The organism is Sulfitobacter sp. R18_1 (assembly GCF_017743915.1).
In the GTDB taxonomy this organism is placed as follows: Bacteria; Pseudomonadota; Alphaproteobacteria; order Rhodobacterales; family Rhodobacteraceae; genus Sulfitobacter; species Sulfitobacter faviae.
This window is the reverse complement of record NZ_JAGHRG010000012.1, coordinates 143,856-162,999: the sequence shown is the minus strand read 5'-3', so window position 1 is coordinate 162,999 and position 19,144 is coordinate 143,856. Positions and strand designations below refer to the sequence as shown.

Here is a 19,144-nt window from a genome sequence, read left to right as displayed (position 1 = left end):
CGAAGGGGGGGGCAAACTGCCCCCCTCATCACCTGCCGAACTTGGCTTCCAGATAGGCCAGATAGGCCGTCGGGTCGTAGGCCCCTGCCCCGATCCCGGCAAGGATCTCGGCCCGGCTGCGCGAACGCCCGTGCTGCCAGACGAGATCACCGAGCGCCGCCTGCAATGGGGCGTAGTCTCCCGCCGTGACGCCTGCGCGCACTTCTGGCTTCGTGGCATCCAGATGCGCCATGATCTGCGCGGCGGTGGAATTGCCCACGGTATAGGTCGGGAAGGAGCCGATGTAGCCGTGCGACCAATGCACGTCCTGCAAACAGCCCGCCCCGTCGTCCGGCACCTCCAGCCCGAGATCCTCACGCATCGCCGCGTCCCAGGCCTCGGGCACGTCGGCGACCTTCAGCGAGCCGTCCATCAGCGCCATCTCGATCTTCACCCGCAGCATGACATGCAGATCGTAAGTGAGCTCGTCCGCCTCGACCCGGGTGAGACCGGGGGAGACGCGGTTGATCGCGGCGACGAATTCTTCCTCGCTCACGTCGCCCAACTGCTCGGGGAAGGTGTCACGCAGGCGTCCGTAATGCACTGCCCAGAAGGCGGGCGAGCGGCCGATGTGGTTCTCCAAAAGGCGCGACTGGCTTTCGTGCATCCCGAAACTGGTGCCCGCCACGGCATAAAGCCCGATCATGTCCGTCGCGTGCGCCCCGCGCGTGAGCGCCGGATCGGCACCCATCTCGTAGAGCGCATGGCCCGCCTCGTGGATCGTGCCGAAGATCGACATCGGCAGGTAGTTCGGGTTCCAGCGCGAGGTGATCCGCACGTCGTTGCGGGTCATGGAGATCTCGAAAGGATGCACCGCTGTGTCGAGACGCCCGCGGTCCATGTCATAGCCCAAGGCCTCGGCGATATAAGCGCAGAAGGCCTGCTGGCCCGCCACGGGATAGTCGCGGAACAGGAAATCGCTGCGCGGCGCGGGCCGGGCGAGGGCCGCGTCGAGGATCGGGCGGATGCCGTCGCGGAGCTGATCGAAGAACCGGGTGAGCTGCATCGCGGTGGCGCCGGGCTCGAACACATCGGCCATCGGGTCGTAGGGGTGGCCGTCATAGCCAAGCGCCTCAGCCTTCTCGCGCGCCAGATCGACGATGCTTTGCAGATGCGGCTGGAACAGGGCGAAATCGCCGGTGCGGCAGGCCTCGGTCCAGGCGGCACCGGCGGTGATCGATTGCTCGGCCTGCCGGCGCAGCAGGGCTGCGGGGATGCGGGCGTGATGGGTGCGCGCCTCCTGCACCGATTGCGCGGCGCGGCGTTCGATCTCGGGCGCGTCGCTGTTCAAGACCGCCTCCGCCGCCTTGCCCATCTCGGGGTCGAGGATCATCTCACGCGCGATGCCCAGAAGCGTCGCGATCTGGTGGCCGCGCGTCTCGGCCCCGCTCTTGGGCATCATCACCCGCGCGTCCCAGTTCAGCAGGTTTACCGAGACGAGCACGTCGTTCAGACGCCCCACGCGGTCGGTCAGGGTCAGGCTCATGCGGCTGCTCCTGTTTCGGCGCCGGTGCCCCCGTCGTGCAGGTGGCAGGCGACGCTGCGGGTGTCTTTCGGGTTCACGAGGCGCGGCACCTCCACCTTGCAACGCGGCCCCGCAAGCGGGCAGCGCGGGTGGAAGGCACAGCCCTTTGGCGGGTTGATCGGCGAGGGGATCTCGCCTTTGATCGGGTGGAAGTTGGCGCGCCCGGTGCCGAGGGTCGGCACGGAGGCAAAGAGCGCCTCGGTATAAGGATGCAGCGGCTTGGCGTAGAGTTCATCCGCCGGCGCGGTCTCGACCACGCGGCCGAGGTACATGATCGCCACCCGGTCGCAGACGTGGCGCACGACCGACAGGTCGTGGCTGATGAACAGCGCGGTGAGGTCCAACTCGCGCCGCAGCTTCATGAAGAGGTTCAGCACCTGCGCCTGGATGGAGACGTCGAGCGAGGCCACGGCCTCGTCCAGCACCAGAAGCTCGGGCTGCATCGCCAGCGCCCGGGCAATGGCGACGCGCTGGCGCTGCCCGCCGGAGAACTGGTGCGGCAGGCGGTTGGCATAGGCGCCCTCCAGCCCCACCTGTTCGAGCAGGCTGCGCACGCGGTCCTGCACCTCGCGCGCGGGGATCAACCCATGGATGCGCGGCCCTTCGGCGATAATCTCGCCCACCTTCATGCGCGGATTAAGGCTCGCGAAAGGGTCTTGGTGGATCATCTGCACGCGGGTGGTGAGCTTGTCGACATTGCCGCGATGGTCGCGCGCCACCGGCTTGCCTTCGAGCGTGACGCTGCCCGCGCTCGGCGCGTAGATGCCAGAAACGACACGCCCCAGCGTGGACTTGCCGCAGCCGCTTTCGCCCACGATGCCCAGCACCTCGCCGCGCGGAACGCTTAAGGTAACGTCGTTGACCGCGTGAACGGTCTGGGTGGAGTCGCGCCCCGACAGGCGGTCCAGCCCCCGAACGACCAGCCCCGGCTTACGGGTGAACCGCTTGGAGACGCCGTCAATTTTCAGAATGGGATCGGTCATGTGGCCTCGATCGGATGGTGGCACAGGACGGAATGTGCCTCGGTTCCAGTATTGGGTGGGATCGTCGCGCAAACCTCGGTTGCGCGCGGGCAGCGCGGGCGGAACGGGCAGCCCGAGGGCAGGTTCGCCAGCTGCGGGGTCGAGCCCGGGATCTGCGGCAGATCGCGGCCCGGTTCATGCAGGCCGGGGACCGAGTCGATCAGCCCGCGCGTGTAGGGATGGCGCGGATGGGCGATGACCTCCTCGGCGCTGCCGCTTTCGACGATCCGGCCTGCGTACATCACCGCGATGTCGTCGGCGAGCGAAGAGACCACGGCGAGGTCATGGGTGACCCAGACGATGGCCGTGCCGGTCTCATCCGCCAGCCGCCGCACCTCGGCGAGGATCTGGCCTTGGATCGAGACGTCGAGCGCGGTGGTCGGCTCATCGGCGAGGATCACGGCGGGGCGGTGCAGCAGGGCCGTGGCAATGGCGACGCGCTGGCGCATCCCGCCCGAGAGCTGGTGCGGATAGGCCTGCAGACGCTCGGCGGGGGCCGGGATGCCGACGATCTCCAGCGCCTCGCGAGCGCGGTCCCATGCGGCGGCCTTGCTGAGCTTGTCGTGCACGCGCACCGCCATGGCCATCTGGTCGCCCACCCGCAGCACGGGGTTGAGGGTCATCATCGGGTCCTGAAACACCATCGAGACATTGCGGCCCCGCATCTGGCGTCGGCCCTCGGCGCTGAGGCTGCGCATGTCGGTGCCCTGCACCAGAACCTCGCCTGCGGTGATCCGACCGGGTTCGTCGATGAGCCCCATGATCGAAAACCCGGTGACGCTCTTGCCCGAGCCGCTCTCGCCCACCAGCCCGAGGATGCGCCCCGGCTGGACCGAAAAGCTCACCTCTTTGACGGCGGTGACATGCCCCTTGCGGGTGCTGAATTGCGTGGTCAGTCCCCTGACCTCCAGTGCGGCGCTCATCGGCTGTTCCTCGGGTCGAGCACCTTGCGGACCTGATCGCCCACGAGGTTGATTGCGACAACGGTCACCATCAGCGCCAATCCGGGATAGATCGACAGCCAGTAGCGGTCCGAATGGATGTATTTGAACCCGTTGGAGATCAGCGATCCCAGCGAAGGTTCAGTGAGCGGCAGGCCCACGCCAAGGAAGGACAGCGTGGCCTCCAGCGCGATTGCGCTCGCCACCTGCACCGTGGCCACGACGATGAGCGGCGGCAGCACGTTGGGCAGCAGGTGCTTGAAAAGCACCCGATGCGTCGGCAGCGGGGTGGAGCGCGCGGCCTCGATATAATCTTTGCCGCGTTCGACCTTGGCTGCGCCATGGGTGGTGCGCGCGAAATAGGCATATTGCGCGACGACGAGGGCGAGGATGATCTGACCGATCCCCTGCCCCAGCATCGCCACCAGCACCAATGCCAGCAGGATCGCGGGCATTGAAAGTTGTAGATCGACGACACGCATCAACAACGCTTCGATCCGCCCCCCGAAATAGGCCGCCGTGAGACCCACGGCGATGCCCACCAGCAGCGCCAGCGCCCCGGCGGACAGGCCGATCACGAAGCTGGTGCGCAGCCCGTAGAAGATGGCCGAGAGCATGTCGCGGCCCGCGTTGTCGGTGCCCAGCAGATGGACGTAGCCGCCCGAGCCTTCGGTGCCCGGCCGCAGGAAGGCGTCGAGCCAGTCGAGCGCGGCCATGTCATAGGGATCCTGCGGCGAGACCAGCGGCGCGCCGAAGGACAAAAACAACAGCAGGCCGATCACGATGAGCGCGCCCACGGCGACCCAGCTTTCGCGGAAGTCCGACCAGAAGTTGCGCAGCCGCTCGGCGCGGGTCTCCACCGGCGGGGCCGAGGGCACGGCCATGGTGTTTTCAGCGACGATCTCGGGCATCATGCGCCTCCTTTCAGGCGGACCCGCGGGTCCAGTCGGGCGTAGACCAGATCAACCACGAGGTTGATGAGGACAAAGAGGATCACGACCATGATAAGGTAAGAGACCATCACCGGCCGGTCGAGTTGCAGGATCGAGTCGATGATCAGCTTGCCAACGCCGGGCCAGTTGAACACGCTCTCGGTCACCACCGCGAAGGCCAGCGTCGAGCCAAGCTCAAGCCCCAGCACCGTGACGATCGGGATCGAGATGTTGCGCAGGATGTGGCGGAAGACGATCTGCCGGTCCGGCAGGCCCTGCGCGCGGGCGAACTTGACGTAATCGGTGCCCATGGCCTCGACCATGCCGGCGCGGGTCAGACGGATCATCAGGCCCATCTTGAACAGCGACAGGTTGATCGCGGGCATGATGACATGGCTCCAACCATCGGGCGTGAAGAGCGAGGAGGTGATGCCAAGGAAGGTCGCCTCGTCCCCGCGCCCGCCCGAGGGCAGCCAGCCGAGTTCCACCGCGAAGCCCATGATCAGCAGCATGCCGATCCAGAAGGTCGGCACGGAGAAGCCCAGAACCGAGAGCGCCATGATCATCTTGGCGCCGAGGCTCTCGGGGCGGTAGCCGGCCCAGAGACCGGCGGGAATGCCCACGCCCACGGCGATCAGCACCGAGGTCAGCACCAGCTCCAGCGTGGCGGGAAAGCGCGAGAAGACGAGGTCGACGACCGGAATGTTATAGACCATCGAGGTGCCCAGATCGCCCTGGGCCACGTTCTTGAGGAAGGTCCAGTACTGCACGACCAGCGGTTGATCGAGCCCGTATTGCTCGATCAGCTTCTGGCGGATCTCGGCGGTGGCGCCCGGATCGATCATCACGTCGATCGGATTGCCGATGGCAAAGACGCCGACAAAGACGATCACCGACATGGCAAAGACCACGACAACCGCCTGTGCCAACCGGGTTACAAAATAGCTGAGCATTCGACCTCGCCCATCAGACTTGAAAAATAGAGGCGCCCGCCGGCAAGCAGCGGGCGCCCGGTGCGTTATGCCGCCTTATTCGACCGGGGTGATCGCATAGGCGCGGGTTTCCTGATCGACGCGGGGCGTCATCTCGATGGTGTCGGCATTGGCCGCCCAGACGGTCTGCAGGATCACCGTCGGGATCAGCGCGCGATCTTCCATCGCGATGAAGGAGGCCTCTTCATAGAGCTTCTTGCGCGCTTCCGGGTCGAGGGTCTGGGCGCCTTCGCCGAAGACCTTGTCGAACTCGGGGTTGGAATAGCCCGCGCGGTTGAAGTTGCCGAAGCCCTTCTCGGGGTCCTTGGTGTGCACCAGCGCGCCGTAGGTATAGGCGGCCTCACCGGTCAGCGTGCCCCAAGCGGACATGGTCATGGTGTATTCCTCACGCGCGGCGGCGGGGAAGAAGACCGTGCCATTGAGCGCCTGTGCGTTCACCTTGAGACCCAGACGCGACCACATCTGCGCCAGCGCCTCGCAGACCACGGCATCGCCGGGCACGCGGTTGTTGGTGCAGGTGAAATCGATCTCGAAACCCTCGGGGTAGCCGGCTTCGGCCAGCAGTTCCTTGGCCTTCTCGATGTCATATTCGCGCTCGCCCAGTTCCGGGCTGTAGCCGAAGAAGCCTTCGGGCATCAGCTGGTTGGCGGGCGTGCCCAGACCTTCGAGCACCACGTTGACCAGCACGTCGCGGTTGATCGCCAGGTCCAGCGCCTTGCGCACGCGCAGATCCTGCAGCGGGTTGCCCTCGACCTCTTCGCCGTTGACCTTGATCGGCTGCGGCTCTTCGTCCTTCACCGACGGCGCGATGTTCAGGATATAGACCGAGTCAGACACGAATGTTTCGATGTCGCCATCGTTCTTCATCGCGAGGTAGTCGGAGGCGGGAACGTAGTTGATCAGGTCAACCTCACCCGAACGCAGGGCCGCGACGCGCGAGGTGTCCTCGGGGATTTCGCGGCGGGTGACGGTCTCCCACGTGGCCTGACCGCCCCAGTAGTCGTCGAAACGCTCAAGCACCAGATCGCCTTTGGGCTGCCAAGAGACGAAGGTATAGGGACCGGTGCCGATCGCCTTCTCGCCCGAGTTGAACTCCTCGTTGCCCGCTTCCATGCCGGTCTCAGACGGCACGACGAAGAGGCGGGTGAAGTCGTTGGGCAGCGACGGCGCCATGCCCTTGGTCTTCACGCGCAGGGTGTAGTCATCGACCACTTCGACGCTGTCGACATATTTGGTGTAGAGGGTCATCGGCATCGGGCCGGTCACTTCCGGAATGCGCTCGATCGAGAATTTTACGTCCTCGGCGGTGAAGTCGGTACCGTCATGGAATTTCACGCCTTCGCGCATCTTGAATTCCCATGTGGTGTCGTCGATCGGCTCCCAGCTGACGGCGAGGCCGGGCTTCAACTGCAGCTTCTCGTCCACGTCGACGAGCGTGTCGAAGACATGGCGCAGGGCTTCGGCCTGCGAGCCCAAGGTCGACCAATGCGGGTCAATCGAATCCGGGCCGGCGCGCAGGCCGATCACCAGATCGGCGGCCATCGCTGCTGGCGCGGCAGCGATCAACGCCAATGCGGCGACGGCGGATTTCAGGGTAAGCTTCTTCATTGGTCAAAACCTCCATGTGTTATATCTTGCAGTTACACTAGACAGCTATAATTGTGACGGTCAACACAAATATGTAACATTGCAACCTTCGCAAGCCGTATAAGCCCAATATATAAGCTTGTCGCGCCATGGATTTTGAGGCAGTGTTACAGACATGAGTGACAAACAGGCAAAATTTGAACGGGCAATGGATCGAATCGTACAGGCGATGGATCGCAGCTCGTCCGTATCTCTTTCCGTTCAGCTCCGCGGAGCGCTGGAATTCGGGATCGCGTCGGGCGAATTGCCCTCCGACGCGCGCCTGCCCTCGGTCCGCGCTTTGGCCGCACGGATGAAGATTTCCCCGGTCACGGTCAGCAATGTCTACGCCGCGCTGCAATCCTCGGGGTTGGTCGAGGGGCGCGTCGGCTCGGGTACATTCGTCAGCGGCGGTGGCAGCCGCGCCCACGACGGGCGCTTTCGGCAGCTTGATCAACAGATCGCTGAACTGTTGAGCCTTGCGAAATCCTGTGGCGTCAGCGCGTCGGAACTGGCTGTGCGCATTTCCATGGCCAGCAGCGCCAGCCCGCGCCCGCTGCGCATCCTGATGGTCGGCAATTTCATCGACGCAACCCGCGCTTATGCAGATGAACTGCGCCAGCATCTGCCCGAGGGCGATGAGATCGACGCCGCCGTTCTGGATGAGATTGCACCCAATCCGCCCATGGACATCGACCTGATTATCGCGCCCAAAACTCTGCTGTCCAAAACGCGAGAAATCTTGCCGAATGTCGAGGTGCTGGGCCTGACGCTCATCCCCAATGAAGCGACCCGCGTGGCGCTGGCCTCAATCCCGCCCGACGCCAAGACGCTCGCTTACTCCTATTTTCCCGGCTTCGTTACGATCATGAAAGCGGGCATCCTGCGGTTTGCCCCCCATGTCACGCAGTTGACCATGAAGGTTCGTGACGAGAATGGCCTGTCATCGGCCATGCGCGAGGCAGATGTGGTCATCTATGCCACCGGTGCCGACTACCTTCGTGGCGCCTTGCGCGCCGAGCAGACCGCTTTTGAATACCGTCACACCCCAGACGTACACGCCATCCGTTCAGAAATCCTGCCCGCCATTGAGACATGCCGGGCCTCTCTCAAATCCACAAAGGCCGCCGAAGAATGAAGATATCCAAAAGCAATTGGTTCGAGATCGAAGAATACCTCAAGACCGACGACCGCTGCGTCCTCCCCTTGGGCAGCACCGAGCAGCACGCCTATCTCAGCCTCTCGGTCGATTCGATCCTGTCGGAGAAGGTCGCCGCCGATGCCGCCGAACCTCTGGGCGTGCCAGTGTTTCCGGCCGTGGCCTATGGTCTGACGCCCTATTTCATGGGCTTCCCCGGCTCGGTCTCGCTGAAGCTTTCGACCTATGCGGCGCTTCTGCGTGACATCCTCGACAGTCTCTATGCCACCGGCTTCCGCCGCGTGCTGATCGTCAACGGCCATGGCGGCAACAGCCCGGTGCAGCCCGTCACGATGGAGTGGATGGAGGCCAACGAAGGCGCCCGCTGCCGCTTCCATGACTGGTGGCGTGCGCCCGAGACCTGGAACTGCGTGCAGGAGATCGACCCCGTCGCCTCCCATGCATCCTGGATGGAGAACTTCCCCTGGACCCGCCTTCCCGGCCGCGAGCTGCCTGGCGAGCAGAAACCCTTCGTCGATTTCGATCGCCTGCGCGACCGCAACGCCGCCGGCGTGCGCGCGCTCATCGGCGACGGCAACTACGGCGGCGTCTACCAGAAACCCGACGCCGATACCGACCGCCTGTGGGAGATCGCCGTGCGCGAGACCCGCGCGCAGCTCGAGGGGGACTGGGCATGAGCGAGACCCCGATCCTGATCTGGGGCGCCGGTGCCATCGGCGGCATCCTCGGCGCCTATTTCGCCCGCGCGGGTCATGCCGTGCATATGGTCGATGTCGTGGAAGAGCATGTCGAGGCGATGCGCAGCAGCAGGCTGCGCATTGAAGGCCCGGTCGAAGCATTTGCCCAAATCCTCCCGGCCAGCACGCCGGACGAACTGACTGGCAAATACGACCGCATTTTCCTCTGCGTGAAGGCGCACCACACTGCCGCCGCTTTGGAGATGCTTGCCCCGCATCTCGCGCCGGGCGGCTATGTCGTCTCGGCCCAGAACGGGCTCAACGAAAAGGTCATCGCCGCGCGCATCGGGGCCGAGAACACGGTGGGCTGTTTCGTCAACTACGGCGCCGACTGGTTGGAGCCGGGCCGCATCCTCTTCGGCAACCGCGCCGCTGTCGCAGTGGGCGAATTGGATGGCAGCATGAGCGACCGCGTGGCCGACGTGCATGGACTGTTGAAACTGGTCGAGCCCGAGGCCGTGGCGACCGACAACATCTGGGGCTACCTCTGGGGCAAGATGGGTTACGGCGCGCTGCTCTTTTGCACCGCGCTCACCCCCGACAGCATGTCCGACGCCATGGCGCGGCCCGAACACCGCGCCGCCTACCGCGCGCTTGGCCACGAGGTGATGACACTGGCCGCGCATGAGGGCATCTCCCCCCTCGGCTTCAACGGGTTCGATCCGGAAGCCTTCCGCGAGAACGATACCGCCGCCATCGATGTCGCGATGGAGAAGATGATCGCCCACAACCGCAAGACCGCCAAGACCCACTCGGGCATCTGGCGCGACCTCGCGGTGCGCAAGCGCAAGACCGAGGTCGACGCGCAGATCGGGGTTATGGTCGACTTGGGCCGGGAGGCAGGTATCGCGGTGCCGACACTGGCGCGCATGGTCGAGCTTATCCACGACATCGAGGACGGCAAGCGCGAACAATCCGCCGACCTCGTCGACCTGTTGGTGGCGGCATGAAGATCGATTTGACCGGCAAGGTCTTTGCCGTGACAGGCGCGGCACAGGGCATCGGTGCGGCGATCCTGTCCGAGCTGCGCACCGCCGGGGCCACCGTGGCCGCGATGGACATCGATGCCGAGGGCCTTGCCCCGTTGGAGGCCGAGGGCATCACGCTGCATAGCGGCGATCTGGGCAACCGCGAAACGACCCACGCGCTCTGCGCTGAGATCCTCGAACGGCACGGACGGATCGACGGGCTGGTGACCTCCGCCGGCGGCGTGCGCGGTCAGATCGGACGCCCTTTGGAGGTGATCGGCGAGGCCGACTGGCAGGCAATTTTTGAGGCCAATGTCGATGCCGCCATGTGGTGCGCCCAAGGCTTCGCTCCCGCGATGAAGAAGGCAGGCGCAGGCCGGATCGTAACGATCTCCTCCGGCGCGGGGCTGAAGCCCAGCCTTACCGGCATCCAGGCCTATGCGGCGGCGAAACATGCGCTTGTGGGCCTGACCAAGCAGCTCGCGCTCGAGCTTGGGCCGCAGGGCATCACCGTGAATTCCGTGGCGCCCGGCTTTGTCCTGTCGAACCCCTCGACGGAAAAGCAATGGGACGCCTTCGGCCCCGAGCGGCAGAAACAGATCATCGGCGGCATCCACATGCGCCGCTTGGGCCGCGCGCAGGACATCGCGGATGCGGTCACCTTCCTTTGCTCCGACCGCGCCGGTTGGATCACGGGCCAAATCCTTTCCGTCGACGGAGGCCACGCATGAGCGAGCCGCATGAATGGGACGAGCCGCAATGGCGCGGGCTGGTCGAACAGGTCCGTGCCGGGCAGAACCTGCTGCCGAAATCCTGGCCCGGCGGCGCGCGCTGTGCCGTGGCGCTGAGTTTCGACAGCGATCACGAAACCAACGAGCTACGCGACGGCGGCACAAGCATTGCGCGCCTCGGCTGGGGCGAATACGGCGCGCGCCGCGGCATCCCCCGCATTCGCCGCGTGCTCGACCGGCATGGGGTGAAGGCGAGCTTCTTCGTACCCGCCGTCTCGGCCCTGCTGCACCCCGAGGAGCAGCGCAGCCTCGCCGAGGAGGGCCACGAGATCGGCCTTCACGGCTGGATCCACGAGCGCAATACGCAGGTGCCGCCGGAGGCTGAACGCGATCTGATGCTGCGCGCCTCGGACACGCTGGAAAAGATCACCGGCACCCGCCCCGTCGGCATGCGCACCCCGTCCTGGGACTACAGCGCCCACACGCTCTCGATCGCCCGCGAGATGGGGCTTCTCTACGACAGCTCCCTGTTCTCGGACGACGACCCTTACGAGATCGTCGAGAAGGGCGAGTCGACTGGCATCGTGGAACTCCCCGTGGAGTGGATCCGCGACGACGCCGTCTATTTCATGATGAACCGTTTTGGCGCGCAGCGGCCCTATACGCCGCCCGCGGATGTGCTCGACATTTTCCGGCGCGAGTTCGACGGGGCCTATGACGAGGGCGGGCTCTTCCTCTTGACCATGCACCCGCATGTGACAGGCTACCGCTCGCGCATCTTCATTCTCGACGAGCTGATCGACCACATCAAATCCCGCGGCGATTGCTGGATCGCCACCCATGCCGAGATCGCCGCCTATTGCGCCGAACAGGCCGGATTGAAAGGACACAAATGACCTATTCCCTTGCCATTCACGGCGGTGCCGGAACCATCCTCAAGGAAAACATGACGCCCGAGAAGGAGGCCGCCTATCACGACGGTCTCGCCCGGGCGCTGGAGGCGGGCGAAGCGGTGCTGCGCGACGGTGGCAGCGCGATGGACGCGGTGGTGGCCGCGGTTTGCGCGCTGGAGGACGAGCCGCTGTTCAACGCAGGGCGCGGCGCGGTCTATACCTCCGAGGGCGTGCAGGAGATGGACGCCGCCGTGATGGATGGCGCCGACCGGCGCGCGGGCTCGGTCGCCGGTGTTTTCGGGCCGAAGAACCCGGTGAAACTGGCGCGCGCCGTTATGGAACGGACCGAGCATGTCACCCTCATCGGCCCCAACGCGCTAGAGATCGCGCGGGAGGCGGGCCTCGAGTTCGCCGACCGTGACTATTTCTTCACCCAGTCCCGCTGGGATGCCTTGCAGGCGACGCTCGAGATGCGTGCCCGCGGCGAGGTTTCGGACGATCCGGCGCGGCGGCATGGCACCGTGGGAGCCGTGGCGCGCGACGCGGCGGGCAACATCGCCGCCGCCACCTCCACGGGAGGCATGACCGCCAAGGCCCCGGGCCGCGTCGGCGACACGCCGATGATCGGCGCGGGTACCTTTGCCGACAACGCGACCTGCGCGGTCTCTGCCACCGGGCATGGCGAAATCTTCATCCGCTGGAACGCCGCCGGGGAGATCGCCGCGCGGATGCGGCACGCGGGCGAGGATCTGGCCACCGCCGCCGAACATGTGGTGATGCAGGATCTGGCACCCAACGACGGCTCGGGCGGGGTCATCGCGGTGGACGCGGCGGGCAATATCGCCATGCCCTTCAACTCGCAGGGCATGTACCGCGGCATGGTTCGTAAAGGCAGCGCGCCCGAGACCAGTATCTATTGAGCGGCGCGGCCCTTCGGTTGCCTTCCTGCCACGGGAAGGCGACAAATGCCGCCGGGAAGAGCCGCCCGCCATCTAAATCTTGACATTTTGTCCCCTCCCTTTGATTGACGATCAAACGAACTTGACGGGAGAGGGGACAAGGTGCGTTTTTTAGCAGCAATTGCCAGGGTGATCTGCGCGGTGAACTTGGTCATCGGCAATCTCTTCTCATGGCTCGCACTCGGCATCGTGTTGGTCTGTTTCACCGTGGTCGTGCAGCGCTATGTCTTCGCGATCAGCTTCGTTTGGATGCAAGACCTTTATATCTGGCTTAACGGTGCGATGTTCACGGCCGTGGCCGGTTTTGCGCTGCTGCGCGATGACCATGTGCGCGTCGACATCTTCTACCGCCCCGCCACCATGGCCCGCCGCGCACTGATCGACCTGATCGGCGTCATCGTCTTTCTGCTGCCCTTCTGCTGGATCGTCTACACCTATTCGATCCCCTTCGTGATCCGCGCTTGGGGCTATCAGGAAGGGTCGGCCAATGTGGGCGGCATGCCGGGGCTTTATATTCTCAAAGCCTTCATCATCGGCTTCGCATTTCTACTCGCAATTCAAGGGATTGCATGGATCATCCGCTCCATTCTCGTGCTCAGCGGCAATGCTGATCTGGTGCCCAAATCCATGCAATACAGCCGGGACCAAATCCCCGCAGACCATCCGCAGGGAGCCGTTTGATGGATCCGATTTTTATTGGCGAAATGCTCGCCGCGCTTATGTTCTTTGGCGTGATCGGCTTTTTGCTGCTCGGCTTTCCGGTGGCTTTCACCCTTGCGGGCGTGTCGCTGCTGTTTGGCGCCGTGGGCATGGGGTTCGGCGTGTTCGATCCCTCGAACTTCGGCTCGCTGCCGAACCGCTACATCGGCTTTATGACCAACGAAGTCCTGGTCGCCGTGCCGCTCTTTATCTTCATGGGGGTGATGCTGGAACGCAGTCAGATCGCCGAGCAGCTTTTGCTCACCATGGGCAAACTTTTCGGCAATATGCGCGGCGGTTTGGGGATTTCGGTGGTGCTGGTGGGCGCGATGCTCGCGGCATCCACCGGCGTCGTAGGGGCCACGGTTGTCACCATGGGCCTGATCTCTCTGCCCGCGATGTTGCGGGCGGGCTATGACCCCAAGCTTGCCACCGGGGTCATCTGCGCCAGCGGCACCTTGGGGCAGATCATTCCGCCCTCCACCGTGTTGATCTTCATGGGCGACATGCTTTCGGGCATTAACTCTCAGGTCCAGATGGCCAAGGGCAACTTTGCCCCCACGCCCGTCTCTGTGGGGGATCTTTTCGCCGGGGCGCTGTTGCCGGGGATTTTGCTGGTTTCGCTTTACCTGAGCTACGTTCTGTTCAAAGCCGCGACCGCGCCCGCCTCCTGCCCCGCGACGCCGGTTCCGGCGGATGAGAAAAGCCAACTGGTACGGGATTTCTTTGTCGCCCTGATGCCGCCGCTCTTGCTGATCCTCGCCGTGCTGGGGTCGATCCTCGGCGGCATCGCCACCCCGACCGAGGCGGCCTCTGTCGGTGCCGTGGGGGCGATGGTGCTTGCGGCCATGCGCTGGCGGCTGTCCTTCCGCATCCTGCGGGAGACGATGATCGCCACGGCCACGATCACCAGCATGGTCTTTGTCATTCTGCTGGGGGCTTCGGTCTTTTCCATCGTGTTCCGCATGATGGGCGGCGATAATCTGGTGCATGAGTTCCTCAGCAACCTGCCCGGCGGCCCTTTGGCGGCGGTGGCGGTGGTGATGATCATCATGTTCTTCTTGGGCTTCATCCTCGATACCTTTGAGATCATCTTTATCGTGATCCCGATCACGGCGCCGGTGCTGTTGATGCTGGACATCGATCCGATCTGGCTGGGCGTCTTGGTCGGGGTGAACTTGCAGACATCCTTCCTGACGCCGCCCTTCGGCTTTGCGCTGTTCTATCTGCGCGGGGTGGCCCCGGCGGATCTGCCAACCAGCGCGATTTACAAAGGTATCCTGCCCTTCGTGATGTTGCAGGTGGTGGCGATTGCGATCCTCTTTGCCTTCCCGCAGATCGTGACTTGGTTGCCTAAGGTGATCGCGGGGTGAGATAGTCCCCCGACGTTCAAAGGCCCGGCAGCAATGCCGGGCCTTTTTGGTTGAGCGGTAAGGGCATCGCCCTCCCTGGTGGGCGATCGAACCCGTGAAAGGGGCTGCGCCGGTGCCCATCTCGCCAACCGATCCGGCTGTCGAAACGATGCAAAATCGCCCTCCGGGGGGAGGGAGGGCGATGCCCGGTGTGCCACCGGGCGGGACAGGTCTGAGACCGTCGTTTCATAGAAAAAGGCCCGGCGTTTCCACCGGGCCTTTCCACATCGCTTAACGCGAAGCTCAGTACTTCAGGAACTTCTGACGCGCCTGCACATAGGGGCTGTCGATGTTCTCGGTCCGGGTACGGACGAGGTTCAGCGCTTCGACAAAGCTCTCGGCGGTCTTCTTGACCAGTGGGTCGTCGCTGTTGCGCAGTTCTTCGACCACTTCGACCGAGGCCTTGGCGCCGGCTTCCATGATGTCGTCGGGGAAGTTGCGCACGGTCACGCCATGCTCTTCCTGCAAGGTCTTCAGCGCGCGCGGGTCGTTGGCGTAGAAGTCCGCAGCGACTTGGTCGTACTCCGCCTGGCTCACGTCACGGATGATCGCCTGCAGGTTCTCCGGCAGTTCTTGATACTTCTTCTTGTCGACGACAAGCTCGGTCGCCAGACCCGATTCCACGAAGGACGGCATGTAGTAGTTCTTGGCCACCTGATGGAAGCCGAGCGCCAGATCGTTGTAGGGGCCGACGAATTCCGCAGCGTCGAGCGTGCCCGACTGCAGCGCTTGGAAGATCTCGCCCGCGGCCATGTTGGTCACGGTCGCGCCCAGTTTCTCCCACACGCGGCCACCAAGGCCCGGCGTCCGGAAGCGCACGCCTTTGACGTCGTCGAGGCTCTTCAGCTCATCGCGGAACCAGCCGCCGGTCTGAGTGCCGGTGTTGCCCGACAAGAAACCCTGAACGCCGAACTGGTCATAAATCTCGTCCCAGATTTCCTGACCGCCCATGTAGCGCATCCATGCCGTCAGTTCCGGCGTGGTCATGCCGTAAGGAACGCCGGTGAAGAAGGACAGCGCAGGGGATTTGTTCTGCCAGTAGTAGGCGGCACCGTGACTCATCTCGGCGGTGCCGTCGATCACGGCGTCGAGCGATTGCAGCGGCGGCACCATCTCACCGGCCGAGAAGACCTGAATGGTCAGCTCACCACCCGAGGCGGCGGTGATCCGGTCGGCCAGACGCTGCGCGCCGACACCCAGACCGGGGAAGTTCTTGGGCCATGTGGTAACCATGCGCCAGGTGATGTTGCCCTGCGCAATAGCGGGCGCTGCAAGTGTCGTGGCGGCGGCACCTGCCCCCATCACACCGGCTCTGCGGATAAATGAACGACGATCCATGTTTTTCCTCCCAAACGGATATTTGCTTAGCCTCCCCCGACGTCGACGCGGAGGGCCATGCGCAGCAGATAATCGTCGCTTTTCGAAAATGTCCATGGCTTAGGCAAATTGAAATTTCACCTTCTGGACAATCCCGCCCCAAGCCGCATACGTAGTGCTACTTAAAGCAGCATTATTAATGGTCTTTTGCCTTGTTTTCGGCAGAAAGGCCAATAATGTGCGAGCTGCCAGGGAGGGCTCAGATCTTGATAAAATTCATCGACCAGATGAACGAATTCGTCGGGCGCATCGTGTCGGTCGTCGCCGTCATTTTCGCCGCAATCATCATCTATGACGTCTTCATGCGCTATGCGCTGAATGACCCGACCCGCTGGGCCTTTGACGTCACGAAACAACTTTATGGCTTCTATTTCGTGATGCTGGGTGGCTATGCGCTGCGCCATCAGGCCCATGTGCGGGTCGACCTGATCACCGAAACCCTTGGCCCCAACCTGCGCCGTTGGGTCGAAGCGGCGGGCTATGTGATCTTTTTCTTCCCCTTCGCGTGGATCTTCACCACCCGCTCTTATGAATTCGCCATGCGCTCCTATGCCCAAGGTGAGACGACATATGGCTCAGTCCAGCTGCCGGTCTATCCGCTGAAAATGGCCATGGCGCTCGCCGCCGGTCTTTTGTTGCTACAAGGCGTGGCTGAATTTTTGAAACTCGTACTTAACCGTCAGGAACTGCCCCGTGACGCCTGAACTCATTGCTCTCACCATGTTCGGCCTGCTTTTGCTGGGCCTTTTCATGGGCCACCCACTGGCCTTCGTTCTGGGCGGTACCGCCGTTTTAGGCGCTGTCATCGCCGGCAAACCGATGGTGCTGGGCATCGTCATCAACCGAATTTTCGGCGATGTGCTAGACAACTTCACGCTGATCGCGATTCCGCTCTTTATCTTGATGGCAAGGTTCCTGTCCGATTCGGGCGTGACGGATAAGATGTTCGAATCACTACGGCTTTTGATGTCGAACATCCGTGGCGGTCTTGCGCTGGCGGTGGTGTTTATCTCAATCCTACTGGCCGCCACCACCGGGATCATCGGCGCTTCGATCACCGTGATGGGCGTGATGGCCCTGCGCCCGATGCTGCAATATGGTTATAGCCCGACGCTGACCACCGGCGTCATCGCCGCCTCAGGCTGTCTAGGCATTCTGATCCCGCCGTCGATCATGCTGATCCTCATGGCCTCCTATTCCCCCCTTTCCGTGGGTGAGCTTTTCGCCGGCGCCATGGTGCCGGGCGTGGTGCTGGGGCTGCTCTATGCGGTCTGGGTTTTCGTCGTCGCCGTGGTCCGACCCGATATGGCCCCCGCTGTTGAGCCGGATGAGAAAATCTCGAAACCCGCCCTTGTGCGCATGCTGCTGATCGAAGCCGTGCCGCCACTGGTTCTGATCCTCGGCATCTTGGGCTCTCTGCTCGCGGGCATCGCCACGGCGACCGAAGCTTCCGCCATCGGTGCGGCGCTGGCGCTGGTCATCGTCATCATGCGCGGCAAGTTCAGCTGGGCATCCTTCTACGGCGCGATGTTGGAGACCGGGCGCACCTCGGCGATGATCCTGTTTATCGTCGTCGGCGCCACGGCCTTTACCGGCGTGTTCAACATCACCGGGGGTCTGCGCGCCACGCAGGAGATCATCCGCAACCTCGACATGGCGCCTTGGCTCTTGATCGCGATGATGATGTTCATCGTCTTCATCCTCGGCGCCTTCCTTGACTGGACCGGCATCGTGCTGCTGTCCTTCCCGATCTTCCTGCCGATCGTGCAGGAGATGGACGTGAGCCTGTTGTGGTTCGTCGTCCTGATGTCGGTGGTTCTGCAAACGTCCTTTTTGACCCCGCCCTTTGGATATGCGCTGTTCTACCTGCGCGCCATTGCCCCGCGTGAGGTCAAGACCTCGCATATCATCGTCGGCGTGCTGCCTTTCATCGGTCTGATCCTGATGATGTGCGTGGCCATCGCCCTGTTCCCGCAGCTTGTCACCTGGCTGCCGGAAACGCTCTATACAAAATAATCAACGGAGGAGAGAGATTATGAAATTGAAATCAACCCTTGCCGGTCTGGCACTCTGCGCGGGCGTTGCCACGCAGGCCGCGGCCCAAGACAGCTGGACCATGACCACCACATGGCCCACTTCGCTGGAACTAATCGAGATCGACAAGCATTTCGTCGATCTGGCCAACAAGCTGACCGGCGATGACCTCACCATCGAATTCTTCGAAGGCGGCTCCCTCGTGCCCGCGGGCGAAGTGTTCGGCGCGGTTGAATCCAACACCGTGCAGGCTGGCGCCGACTGGCCCGGTTACTGGGCGGGCCGCAACTCTGCCTTCTCGCCGCTGGCGACCACGGCGAGCCTGTTCAACGCGGTCGACTACGTCAACTGGATCGAGCAATGGGGCGGCAAAGAGCTTTATAACGAGATCTACGGCAAGTTCGGCATGGTCTATCTGCCCTACGGCGTGACCAACAACGAATCCGGCTTCCGCACCAACGAGCAGATCGTCACGCTGGAAGACCTCAAGGGCAAGCGTCTGCGCCTGTCAGGTCTGGAGCAGGGCCGTCTGTTGGAAAAACTGGGCGGGTCGCAGGTCTCCATGGCCGGTGGCGAAATCTATCAGTCGCTTGAGCGCGGCGTGATCGATGGCGCGGAATTCTCCACCCCGAACGTCGACTTCTCGGGCGGTTTCCAGCAGGTCACCAAATACTGGGCGACACCGGGCTGGCACCAGTCGGCGTCGATCTTCGGTGTGATGATCAACAAAGGCGCATGGGACGCCCTGTCGGACGAGACCCGCGAAGCGCTTGAGATTGCGGCGCAGGCCAACCTCGTTTGGTCGCTGTCCTTCACCGAGAAGCGTGCGACCGAAGCGTACCAGCAGTTCCTCGACGCGGGCATCGAAATCAACCGCTACGATGACGAGACGCTGACCAAGGTTCAGGAGATGGCGAACGAGACCATCGAAGAGACCGCCTGCGAGAACCCCGATTCCGCAAAGGTTTACCTGAGCCAGCTGGAGTATCTGAACGACTACGCGAAATGGCGTGACGCGTCGGCTCCGTTCAACCTTGGCCGCACGCCGAATGGTCCGGACATCGAGAAGATCCGCGCCTGCGCGGAGTGATTTGAGCC

The 19,144-nt window shown here is 63.5% G+C and carries 18 protein-coding genes; 11 read left to right on the top strand and 7 right to left on the bottom strand.

The genetic code is table 11. The features are described 5' to 3' along the window. Window positions 1-28: 28 nt before the first annotated feature. The 6 genes from J7392_RS20850 to J7392_RS20825 form a co-directional block, all read right to left on the bottom strand. Window positions 29-1,525 carry a carboxypeptidase M32 gene (locus J7392_RS20850; RefSeq protein ID WP_209219242.1) on the bottom strand — a complete coding sequence of 499 codons (1,497 nt, stop codon included), beginning with the start codon at window positions 1,523-1,525 and terminating at the stop codon, window positions 29-31. After that, window positions 1,522-2,547, bottom strand: coding sequence for an oligopeptide/dipeptide ABC transporter ATP-binding protein (locus J7392_RS20845; protein WP_209219241.1), 1,026 nt, complete (start codon window positions 2,545-2,547; stop codon window positions 1,522-1,524). Before J7392_RS20845 ends, J7392_RS20850 begins: the two co-directional genes overlap by 4 nt. Further along, window positions 2,544-3,509, bottom strand: a complete 966-nt coding sequence (locus J7392_RS20840) for an ABC transporter ATP-binding protein (protein WP_209219240.1) — start codon at window positions 3,507-3,509, stop codon at window positions 2,544-2,546. Before J7392_RS20840 ends, J7392_RS20845 begins: the two co-directional genes overlap by 4 nt. After that, window positions 3,506-4,438 carry an ABC transporter permease gene (locus tag J7392_RS20835; protein WP_247744684.1) on the bottom strand — a complete coding sequence of 311 codons (933 nt, stop codon included), beginning with the start codon at window positions 4,436-4,438 and terminating at the stop codon, window positions 3,506-3,508. Before J7392_RS20835 ends, J7392_RS20840 begins: the two co-directional genes overlap by 4 nt. Beyond that, window positions 4,438-5,412 carry an ABC transporter permease gene (locus J7392_RS20830; RefSeq protein ID WP_209219238.1) on the bottom strand — a complete coding sequence of 325 codons (975 nt, stop codon included), beginning with the start codon at window positions 5,410-5,412 and terminating at the stop codon, window positions 4,438-4,440. Before J7392_RS20830 ends, J7392_RS20835 begins: the two co-directional genes overlap by 1 nt. Window positions 5,413-5,487: 75 nt before the next feature. Continuing rightward, window positions 5,488-7,059 (bottom strand): ABC transporter substrate-binding protein, encoded by a 1,572-nt coding sequence (locus J7392_RS20825; RefSeq protein ID WP_209219237.1) that lies wholly within the window; start codon window positions 7,057-7,059, stop codon window positions 5,488-5,490. 187 nt (window positions 7,060-7,246) lie between these two features. Here J7392_RS20825 and J7392_RS20820 point away from each other — a divergent pair, with 187 nt between their 5' ends. From J7392_RS20820 to J7392_RS20785, 8 genes are all read left to right on the top strand, one after another. Next, complete coding sequence (locus J7392_RS20820) at window positions 7,247-8,215, top strand: GntR family transcriptional regulator (protein WP_247744683.1); 969 nt, start codon at window positions 7,247-7,249, stop codon at window positions 8,213-8,215. After that, on the top strand, window positions 8,212-8,913 hold the full coding sequence (locus J7392_RS20815) for a creatininase family protein (protein WP_209219235.1): 702 nt from the start codon (window positions 8,212-8,214) through the stop codon (window positions 8,911-8,913). Before J7392_RS20820 ends, J7392_RS20815 begins: the two co-directional genes overlap by 4 nt. Beyond that, on the top strand, window positions 8,910-9,923 hold the full coding sequence (locus J7392_RS20810) for a 2-dehydropantoate 2-reductase (protein WP_209219234.1): 1,014 nt from the start codon (window positions 8,910-8,912) through the stop codon (window positions 9,921-9,923). Before J7392_RS20815 ends, J7392_RS20810 begins: the two co-directional genes overlap by 4 nt. Then, window positions 9,920-10,672 (top strand): SDR family oxidoreductase, encoded by a 753-nt coding sequence (locus J7392_RS20805; RefSeq protein ID WP_209219233.1) that lies wholly within the window; start codon window positions 9,920-9,922, stop codon window positions 10,670-10,672. The genes J7392_RS20810 and J7392_RS20805 overlap by 4 nt, the downstream gene beginning before the upstream one ends. Beyond that, entirely contained in the window at window positions 10,669-11,568 is a 900-nt protein-coding gene (locus J7392_RS20800; RefSeq protein WP_209219232.1) for a polysaccharide deacetylase, read from the top strand. Before J7392_RS20805 ends, J7392_RS20800 begins: the two co-directional genes overlap by 4 nt. Further along, window positions 11,565-12,485 (top strand): isoaspartyl peptidase/L-asparaginase, encoded by a 921-nt coding sequence (locus J7392_RS20795; RefSeq protein ID WP_209219231.1) that lies wholly within the window; start codon window positions 11,565-11,567, stop codon window positions 12,483-12,485. Before J7392_RS20800 ends, J7392_RS20795 begins: the two co-directional genes overlap by 4 nt. Before the next feature lie 141 nt (window positions 12,486-12,626). Next, on the top strand, window positions 12,627-13,205 hold the full coding sequence (locus J7392_RS20790) for a TRAP transporter small permease subunit (RefSeq protein ID WP_209219230.1): 579 nt from the start codon (window positions 12,627-12,629) through the stop codon (window positions 13,203-13,205). Beyond that, complete coding sequence (locus J7392_RS20785) at window positions 13,205-14,596, top strand: TRAP transporter large permease subunit (protein ID WP_209219229.1); 1,392 nt, start codon at window positions 13,205-13,207, stop codon at window positions 14,594-14,596. The genes J7392_RS20790 and J7392_RS20785 overlap by 1 nt, the downstream gene beginning before the upstream one ends. Before the next feature lie 282 nt (window positions 14,597-14,878). On the opposite strand, the gene J7392_RS20780 is transcribed toward J7392_RS20785, so the two are convergent. Further along, a complete protein-coding gene (locus tag J7392_RS20780; protein ID WP_209219228.1) occupies window positions 14,879-15,973 on the bottom strand; it encodes a TRAP transporter substrate-binding protein in 1,095 nt (364 codons plus the stop codon). 242 nt (window positions 15,974-16,215) lie between these two features. On the opposite strand from J7392_RS20780, the gene J7392_RS20775 reads away from it, so the two are divergent. The 3 genes from J7392_RS20775 to dctP are packed head-to-tail and all read left to right on the top strand — an operon-like array spanning window position 16,216 to window position 19,136. Continuing rightward, window positions 16,216-16,716 (top strand): TRAP transporter small permease subunit, encoded by a 501-nt coding sequence (locus J7392_RS20775; protein WP_348540721.1) that lies wholly within the window; start codon window positions 16,216-16,218, stop codon window positions 16,714-16,716. Then, window positions 16,706-18,028, top strand: a complete 1,323-nt coding sequence (locus J7392_RS20770) for a TRAP transporter large permease subunit (RefSeq protein WP_197470951.1) — start codon at window positions 16,706-16,708, stop codon at window positions 18,026-18,028. The genes J7392_RS20775 and J7392_RS20770 overlap by 11 nt, the downstream gene beginning before the upstream one ends. Window positions 18,029-18,047: 19 nt before the next feature. Next, the gene (dctP, locus tag J7392_RS20765) at window positions 18,048-19,136 is read left to right on the top strand and encodes a TRAP transporter substrate-binding protein DctP (protein WP_067266589.1); all 1,089 of its coding nucleotides are present in this window, start codon (window positions 18,048-18,050) and stop codon (window positions 19,134-19,136) included. Window positions 19,137-19,144: the final 8 nt, after the last annotated feature.